At 38.2% G+C, this 8526-nt stretch carries 9 protein-coding genes and 1 riboswitch; of the genes, 5 read left to right on the forward strand and 4 right to left on the reverse strand.

Features of this window, described 5'->3' with window-relative positions; all coding sequences use genetic code 11:
- Positions 1–122 precede the first annotated feature (122 nt).
- A complete protein-coding gene (locus ABZC96_RS06060; protein ID WP_373029798.1) occupies positions 123–1136 on the forward strand; it encodes an agmatine deiminase family protein in 1014 nt (337 codons plus the stop codon).
- A 2-nt stretch (positions 1137–1138) separates the two neighbouring features.
- On the opposite strand, the gene ABZC96_RS06065 is transcribed toward ABZC96_RS06060, so the two are convergent.
- Positions 1139–1774 (reverse strand): CAP domain-containing protein, encoded by a 636-nt coding sequence (locus ABZC96_RS06065; protein ID WP_373029799.1) that lies wholly within the window; start codon positions 1772–1774, stop codon positions 1139–1141.
- Between the two features lie 57 nt (positions 1775–1831).
- Positions 1832–1910: riboswitch (cyclic di-GMP riboswitch) on the reverse strand.
- Between the two features lie 63 nt (positions 1911–1973).
- Here ABZC96_RS06065 and ABZC96_RS06070 point away from each other — a divergent pair.
- A complete protein-coding gene (locus tag ABZC96_RS06070; RefSeq protein WP_373029800.1) occupies positions 1974–2846 on the forward strand; it encodes a carbon-nitrogen hydrolase in 873 nt (290 codons plus the stop codon).
- A gap of 40 nt (positions 2847–2886) precedes the next feature.
- Here ABZC96_RS06070 and ABZC96_RS06075 read toward each other — a convergent pair whose 3' ends face one another.
- Together ABZC96_RS06075 and ABZC96_RS06080 are read right to left on the reverse strand one after the other, a co-directional pair.
- Positions 2887–3450: an NUDIX domain-containing protein gene (locus ABZC96_RS06075; protein WP_373029801.1), complete on the reverse strand. Its 564-nt coding sequence runs from the start codon at positions 3448–3450 to the stop codon at positions 2887–2889.
- Positions 3425–4720 carry a peptidoglycan DD-metalloendopeptidase family protein gene (locus tag ABZC96_RS06080; protein WP_373029803.1) on the reverse strand — a complete coding sequence of 432 codons (1296 nt, stop codon included), beginning with the start codon at positions 4718–4720 and terminating at the stop codon, positions 3425–3427. The genes ABZC96_RS06075 and ABZC96_RS06080 overlap by 26 nt, the downstream gene beginning before the upstream one ends.
- 143 nt (positions 4721–4863) lie before the next feature.
- On the opposite strand from ABZC96_RS06080, the gene ABZC96_RS06085 reads away from it, so the two are divergent.
- The 3 genes from ABZC96_RS06085 to ABZC96_RS06095 are packed head-to-tail and all read left to right on the forward strand — an operon-like array spanning position 4864 to position 7793.
- On the forward strand, positions 4864–5547 hold the full coding sequence (locus ABZC96_RS06085; RefSeq protein ID WP_373029805.1) for a plasminogen-binding N-terminal domain-containing protein: 684 nt from the start codon (positions 4864–4866) through the stop codon (positions 5545–5547).
- A gap of 12 nt (positions 5548–5559) precedes the next feature.
- The gene (locus tag ABZC96_RS06090; protein ID WP_373029807.1) at positions 5560–6948 is read left to right on the forward strand and encodes an FAD-binding oxidoreductase; all 1389 of its coding nucleotides are present in this window, start codon (positions 5560–5562) and stop codon (positions 6946–6948) included.
- Positions 6949–6959: 11 nt separating this feature from the next.
- The gene (locus ABZC96_RS06095) at positions 6960–7793 is read left to right on the forward strand and encodes a YihY family inner membrane protein (protein ID WP_373029808.1); all 834 of its coding nucleotides are present in this window, start codon (positions 6960–6962) and stop codon (positions 7791–7793) included.
- Here ABZC96_RS06095 and ABZC96_RS06100 read toward each other — a convergent pair.
- The coding region (locus ABZC96_RS06100) for a ComEC/Rec2 family competence protein (protein ID WP_373029810.1) at positions 7758–8526 on the reverse strand (769 nt) is incomplete at its 5' end. The genes ABZC96_RS06095 and ABZC96_RS06100 overlap by 36 nt on opposite strands.

Consider the following 8526-nt stretch of genomic DNA (forward strand, 5'->3'; position numbering starts at 1 on the left):
ATCTTTTCAACTGAGCCAGTTTTTAGTGCAATTTGGTTAAGATTATGATAGAAATTTTGTTTATTTATTTTAATAAATGCCATGCAAGATTATACCAAAATCCATAATAAAAAAGGGACAAAATGATTACTATGCCAGCAGAGTGGGAAAAACAGCGTGCAGTACTGTTATCTTTCCCTCATGAAGAGACAGATTGGCATAATCCGGATACTCCCGCAGTCCTGGAAGCAAGTCTCTCTCCCTTTATTCGCATTGCTCAAGCCATTGCCTACAAAGAAGCTGTATATATCATCTGTAAAGACAAAGAAAAGATCTCAAATATGTTCTGTTCCACACGCAATATGACTTTTATAGAGATACCTACCAACGATACCTGGATACGTGATTACGGATATATCTCTATCAAAGAAGATGATGAAGTAAAGTTACTTGACTTCACGTTTGACGGATGGGGAGGTAAATTTGAAGCAGGTCTTGACAATAGTGTCAACACTATACTTCACAAAATGGGATATATGGGTACCACACCGCTTAAGACAATCGACTTCGTTTTGGAAGGTGGTTCGCTAGAGAGTGATGGAGAAGGGACGATCCTCACGACCTCTGAGTGTCTATGTAATCCAAATAGAAATGGTGGGCTAAGTAAAGCTGAAGTGGAAGCAAAGCTTCAAGAAACACTTGGTGCAACACGAGTTTTGTGGCTGGATCATGGATATCTCTCAGGAGATGATACAGATAGTCACATTGACACCTTGGCACGGTTTGTCAATAGTGACACGATTATGTATGTCAAGTGCGAGGATAAAGAAGATGAACATTATGAGGCACTAAAAAAGATGGAAGAACAACTTCAGACCTTTAAAATGGCTGATGGAAAACCTTATAAATTGGTACCGCTTCCCATGAGTGATGCAATTTACGATGAAGAAGGACATCGTTTACCTGCTACTTATGCAAACTTTTTAATTACCAATGATGCACTCATCTATCCGACATACGACACACCACAAGATAAAATTGCCCATGAAGTGTTTACAGCACAGTTTCCAGACAGAGAAATTATTCCTGTCAATTGTCTCAAACTGATAGAACAGGGAGGCAGCCTGCACTGTTCAACAATGCAGGTAGCCTACTAAGGTTACATACTACGTCCGAAGTTTTGTGACCAATAGGGTTGTTGAAACTGCTCGTTTAACTGGTAGTAAGCCATACCTACTTCTGTAAAACGCTCACTCATGAGGTTTTTACAATGTTCATCACTTCGAAGCCATGCCTCCATTACTTCTTGTGTTGATTGCTGTCCTGCAGCAATATTTTCACCGATCGCACGCCATCTATAATCCGTATAGCTCATACGATCTCTTAAGTTACTTCCATGTCCAAGCCCCATATCAACAGCTACTCTGTCATTTCTGCTACCCGAACCATCATGGCTAAAATGCCGACTCTTAGCCATATCATAGCTGTGTGCATAAGCAGCTTCATAGAGTTTATTGCTCCACACTAATGGTTCTACCGGTCCCATACTTCCATACTTTCCACATGATCTTCTCTCTGAACGGACTTGATTGATTCGAGTGAGAAATTCTTTTTGCTGGGCTTTATTGATAGAAGGATGTGCGTGTGCCTGCTTTTTATTAATACTTTTACTATCTAGCTGTGAAGTTTGGCTTTTATCTGTGTTAATTATAGTGGTATGAGCAACCTTGTTCGAACCACATCCTGTGAAGATTAAAATCGTAAATGACAGTAGTGCAATACTAGTACTTTTCATGTTAATTCCTTTAAATCAAAATATCTACAGGAAAAGTAAAAATTACATGCATTTAGAATGTGCAACCTGGCAATCTTAAGTTTTAAGACCCATAGCTTTCCGTCTATATCTCACGATATGTTTGGCTTTTAACATTTCCTTTTTATACTATATACAAATAGAGTTTAATAAAAAATAAAATTATGCTAAAATTTGCTTTATGAAAACTGCACTAATCCAACAAAAGTTTTATGGAAATAAAACCGACACTATCAACGCTACTACTTCAAAGATACACGAGGCTGCCAAAAATGGTGCAGAGCTTGTTGTGCTTCAGGAACTTCATCAGAATGAATATTTTTGTCAAAGTGAAGATACAAAGTTTTTTGACTATGCTGCAAACTTTGAACAGGATGTAACATTTTGGAGTACTATTGCCAAAAAGAACAATGTGGTTCTAGTCACTTCACTTTTTGAAAAACGTACGGCAGGACTTTACCATAACACAGCCGTGGTCTTTGAAAAAGATGGTTCTGTTGCAGGGAAATACCGGAAAATGCACATTCCTGATGATCCCGGATTTTATGAGAAGTTTTACTTTACTCCCGGAGATCTTGGGTTTAAACCCATAGAAACTTCGGTAGGAAAACTGGGCGTGCTTGTCTGCTGGGACCAGTGGTACCCTGAAGCTGCACGTATCATGACACTTAAAGGAGCGGAACTACTCATCTACCCTACTGCTATAGGCTGGTTTGATGGAGACGCTGATGAAGAGAAAGCCAGACAGCTGGATAGCTGGATCACCATACAACGTTCTCATGCCATTGCGAATGGAATTCCCGTTCTAAGCTGTAACCGTGTAGGATTTGAAGCAGACAGTGCTGGGGTGATGGCCGGTACACGTTTCTGGGGGAACTCCTTTGTTTGTGGTGCACAGGGAGAAATGCTTGTTCAAGCAGGTCATGAAAAAGAGACCATACTTTATGCAGATATCGAACATGAGCGTACAAAAGAGGTACGTGACATTTGGCCATTTTTACGTGACAGACGTATAGAAGAGTATCAGTGTTTACTTAAAAGATATTGCGACTAATTTATCTTTAAAATGAGTTTTAGCAATGATATTTTGAATATCATTGCTGCTCAAACCACCACATAAAGGCAAACATAAGTCCTGGTGTTTTTGCGATTGATTCATCATAGATAAGTGCTTTAGCATCCTTCACAGGAAGATACACCACTTCAATATCTTCATGGTCAACGCCCCCTCCTTCACTCACCTTCATGCTCTCATCGACTTCTACAAAATAAAGTATCTGTTTACTTCCTGCAAACCCTACTGATGTATGAAAAGAAGTAATTCTTTCTATATTTTGAAGTGGAACAGCATATCCACACTCCTCTTCTATCTCTTCTTTTGCTATTTCTGCTAAAGAAATTTTTTTATCTACAATACCTGCACAAAGTTCAACTGTCATACCATTGTCATTGTTTAAGTAGACCGCAGGACGAAACTGCTTTACTAAAATAAATGCTTTTTTCTCTTTATGATAGATCAATATAGCAACACTATCATGTGCTTCAACGATCTCCCATGATTTCTTGATACCGTCTTGTTCGTAGGTTGCGAACGATGTTGATATGAACTTGGCATTTTCTAAAGGTTGAAGTTTAAAGTGTTTGATCTGATTTGCCATATTGTACTCTCATACTTAATTCTTCATATCCATCCCATACAAAAGGTTTATCTTCTTTTTTCATACTAGCTAAAAGCTTTGCCTCATTCTCTTTTGCATCTTTGATCACTACTTCTTTATATTTTGTTTTCGTCACATCTTTATATTCGGTAAATGTTTTTAAAACGGTATCTTTTATGGATGTCTTACGTAATACGCGCATAGGGTTGATCCATCTTCCATTTTTCATCAATCCAAAGTGTAGGTGAGGTCCTGTACTTCGTCCTGTACTTCCTACGTAGCCTATGATCTGTCCTTTCTTCACACGTTGCCCTTTCTTCACACGTATACGACTCTGATGCGCATAAAGAGATTCATAACCACCTGCATGTTTAATTTTAACTACTTTTCCATACCCACCCATATGACCAGAAAAACTTACTTTTCCGGCATTTACCGCAAGAAGAGGTGTTCCTCTTTTTGCACCAAAGTCTGTACCATGATGAGGACGATACCGTTTCAATATCGGATGGTATCTTCTATGAGAGAAATGGGACGTAAGACGTGCATGACGTAGTGGCATTCCAAAACTTGAAGAAGTACTTTTTGATGGAATCCTACGTTTATATGTTACTTTTTCCTTACCTTTTACGGTATAGGCTTGAGATTTTTTAGCACTCTTATAGCCATACCCATCTTCATCAGCATAGATAAACTGTTGTTTATTGTTGGATTCAAGCATTGCTATTTTAATATATGGCATATAATATGGTTGACCCATTCTTGTTTTTTGTGTATAGAGAAAAGAGACTTTGTCACCCTTCTGAAATTTTTTTGCATTTACAGTACCCTTAAAAAGTTGGCCCATCTTATCTGCCAATGCAGGATGATGTAATGCATTCGTAATATCTGTATGGAGATTTTTTTCTATGGTAACAGTAGCACTGTACTCTTTTTCTTTATACTCTATAGGAATAATATCGAAACTATAGATATCACTATCATACGCTTTAGCCAATCGTATCTGCATCTCTTCCCCTATAGGGATCAATGCCTGTTCAAGTGTATCATCTGTGTCTTTTAGCTCATAAAACAGTTGATCACCTTCAATTTCAGAGAGAAACTGGATATCTGTTTTTGAAATATCATTTAATAGATCTGTTGAAATATCTCTTTTGGCCAAATAGTCTGAAAAAGTTTGACCTTTTTCCCAACGTTCAAGCGTTACTTTTGCACCAAATAATGAACTTGATATCAAGATCCATACCAATATATTTTTCAGACTTCCCATACTCTACCATTATCCCTACTGCTTAGTTGGACATAATTATAACTTAACAAGGTTAATCTACCTGCTACACTAAAGACATCAATAAACTTTTACTATATTGCTTGTATAATCAATACAATTATTTTATCACCCAAAGGATCGCTATGCGCAAAATAGCTCTTATCACGCTACTCTCTTTACCTCTTTTTGCAGGTTTTTTCCCTCAAACAGTACATACTTCTATTAAATCTGTAAAAGAAAACGCCATAACACTTAATTCAAAATTTCCTGTTAATGGTATGAGTGGTATTGTGATACACAATTATGGTAATGACCTGACAGCCATTACAAGTCGTATCACGCAAACTTCATCGGATGGATCTGCTGCATTAGTCAGTGCAGACATCCTGTATCATGAAAACCTGCCTACGATTAAAACAGCTGTTTCTCCTAAAGACAAAGTCATAGGGGGGTACCTTTACAATAATGTGCTTCTTTTAGCACCGGATGCAGATACCTATGCCAAGATCACATCTCAACATACTAAAAAATGGATACATCCAGACCTTTTTGCACTCTACCTCTCTGTTGAAGGTGAGGAAAAACCAACAAAAGAAAACCTTTCTCATTTTGCAAAAAAATATCAAGTAGGTCTTGTCTATATCGTACGCAAAAATTCTGCTGTACTTTTAGACCCTATTTCTGGAAAAATAGTATCTCAGAAATCTATGACAAGTCTTCCAGAAAAAGGAAATTTTCCTTTTTACATGCGTTTTGAAGCACTCGATTCAGGTTGGTTTGGCAGTAAGACCGAAGGCAACTATTACAACACTATGGAATCACTATAATGGAGCTGGTCTATGTTAGATAAAAAACATATAAAACATTTTGAAGAACTTGTAGGTAAAGAAAACGTCTATAGTGATAAAGCACACCTTATCGCATACTCATATGATGCAACACGTACACGTTTTGAACCTGAAGCAGTTATCTTCCCTAGAAATGAAGCGGATGTAAGTGCCATACTCTCCTACTGTAATGAACACCACATCGTTATTACTCCAAGAGGAGCAGGTTCTGGATTTACAGGAGGTGCTCTTCCTACCCAAGGTGGTATCACCCTAGGGATGGAAAAGCATATGAACAAGATCCTTGAGATTGATATGGAAAATATGGTAGCTGTAGTGCAGCCTGGCGTAATCAACATGGATCTACAAAAAGCGGCGGAAGCAGTAGGACTTTTTTATCCGCCTGATCCAGCCAGTGAAGAATATTCCACCATCGGTGGAAATGTAAGTGAAAATGCAGGGGGTATGCGTGCAGCGAAGTACGGCATTACTAAAGACTATGTAATGGCACTTCGTGCAGTACGTCCAAATGGCGATATCATCCGTGCAGGGAAACGTACCATCAAAGATGTGGCAGGCTACAACATTGCCGGTATCCTCATTGCCAGTGAAGGTACGCTTGCTGTCATTACGGAGATCACTGTCAAGCTCATTCCTAAACCTAGGTTTACCAAAGCATATATGGGGATATTCCCTTCTGTAGATGATGCAATGAATGCCGTCTTCAAATCCCTCGCAGCCGGTGCGAACCCTGTAGCTATGGAGTTTATGGATGACTTGGTAGTACAGGCACTTAAAGAGAAATTAGGCATCAAACTACCAGAAGATGCCGGTGCACTGCTCATAGGTGATGTTGACGGGAATGTCATAGAGGAAGTAGAATTTCAACTAAAAACTTTAGAAAAGTCGTTTAAAGAGAATGGTGCTCAGGACTTCATCGTCGCTCATGATGACCAAAAAAGAACTGAACTCTGGTATGCAAGACGTAATGCTTCTCCTTCCATCACTATCTTTGGAAGCAAAAAGCTCAACGAAGACATCTCTGTACCAAGAAGTATGTTACCTGAAGCACTTAAACGAATCTACGCTATCGGTGATAAATATGGATTTAAAGTACCATGTTTTGGACATGCAGGTGATGGGAACATACACGTCAATGTGATGGTAGATGGTTCTGACGAAAAACAACTTCATGATGGCCATCAAGCCATAGAAGAGATCTTTGAACTCGTAGTAGATATGGGCGGGACATTAAGTGGAGAACATGGTATCGGTACAAGTAAAGCACCGTTTATGAACATCGCATTTAATGATGTTGAACTGGACCTATTTAAGAGTATAAAACATTCTTTTGATCCTAACAACATACTAAACCCTGGGAAAATGGGATTACCAAACTAAAAAAGGTTTTTATGAAAAAGAATAGTCAATTAAAGGTTATACTTAAAAACTATTACTTTTTCATAAGGGATTTTGCTACAGATCTATTTGATGATAAACTGGGACACTATGCCTCCAGTCTCAGTTGGAGTACACTCTTTTCCATCATCCCTTTTTTGGTCATTCTACTTGCAATTTTTACTAATATGCCCCTCTTTGATACAATTTATGCAAAAGTAGAAGAACTTATCTTTTCCAATCTCATGCCGACGGATTCCAAAATGATCATGGAGTATATTAATACCTTTGTAGAAAACTCCGATAAATTAGGGTATTTGGGCGTACTTTATGTAACCTTTGCTGCAGTGATGTTTTTCAAAGATTATGACAACATCGTGAATGATATCTTTTCAACCCCTAAGCGTACTATCTGGCAAGCTGTAAAAACCTATCTTTTATTGCTCATTATCATACCGTTAATGATGGCTGCCTCTTTTTATTTTACTTCGTTCATACAGGTGTATCTTGATAAAAGCAGTGTTACAAGCATCATACATCTTTATACTTTTTTACCGTTCTTTATCACATGGATGATGTTTTATATCGCCTACCAACTCTCTGCCAATACACGTATAGAGGTCTCAGCTGCACTGATAAGCTCTTTTATCGCTTCACTTGTCTGGTATCTCTCTAAAAGTGCTTTTGTCTTTTATGTCATCCATAATAAAACCTATGCAAGTATCTATGGAAGTATCAGTACCCTGCTCTTTTTCTTTTTATGGATCTATATCTCATGGGCTATCTTCATCCATGGTCTGAAGTTTTGTGACCTACTGAACAAAAATGAAGAGATAGACCATATATAAAGAAGCCAAACCCAATACTAGCCAAAAGAGTTTTTTACTCCATATGGCTCCAATAGACAGTCCTATATACCCCATCATCGACCAGATAGGAAGAAGTGCTTCTACACTATTTTGAGGCAGTTCGAACAGAGCTGATAAAACTGTATCAAACAGACTTCCAAACCCAAATAGATGCAATCCCATCACCAACGGATAAAAAGGTACAAAAAGCAATGATAGCATCGGAGATAAAAGCTGATATACACTGGTCACAGCAAATATGCTATGCACTACAGGAAGCATAAGTACAAAAATACCCAATGGAATAAAGATCAATGATACGATCCATACTTTCACTCCTCTGCTATACTGTAACAATAAAAATATATAAAATACCCCTGCCACAGAAAGCCAAAAACTAAGAGAAACCAATAAAGAAGGGAACAGTGCAACAAGGATAAGTATAATCGTAGTTAAAAAGGTAAAACTCAACAGTTCCATTCCCAATAACAGTACTATCCATCCTACTAGAACCATGGCATAAGAACGCACTAAAGAAGGTGGGAAATCTACAAACCATACATAGAGCCCTAAAAATACCATAGCCACTACACCGACATCGAACAGTGCATGGCGATAAGGGGAAAAGTGTTGCTGTAGGGGCCTATAGAGTAACAAAAGAAGGCTATAGACCAATCCCCATAATATTCCCAAATGAAATCCGCTCAATGCCACAAGATGACTGACACCAAGC

This window comes from Sulfurovum sp. (genome assembly GCF_041551015.1).
GTDB lineage: Bacteria > Campylobacterota > Campylobacteria > Campylobacterales > Sulfurovaceae > Sulfurovum.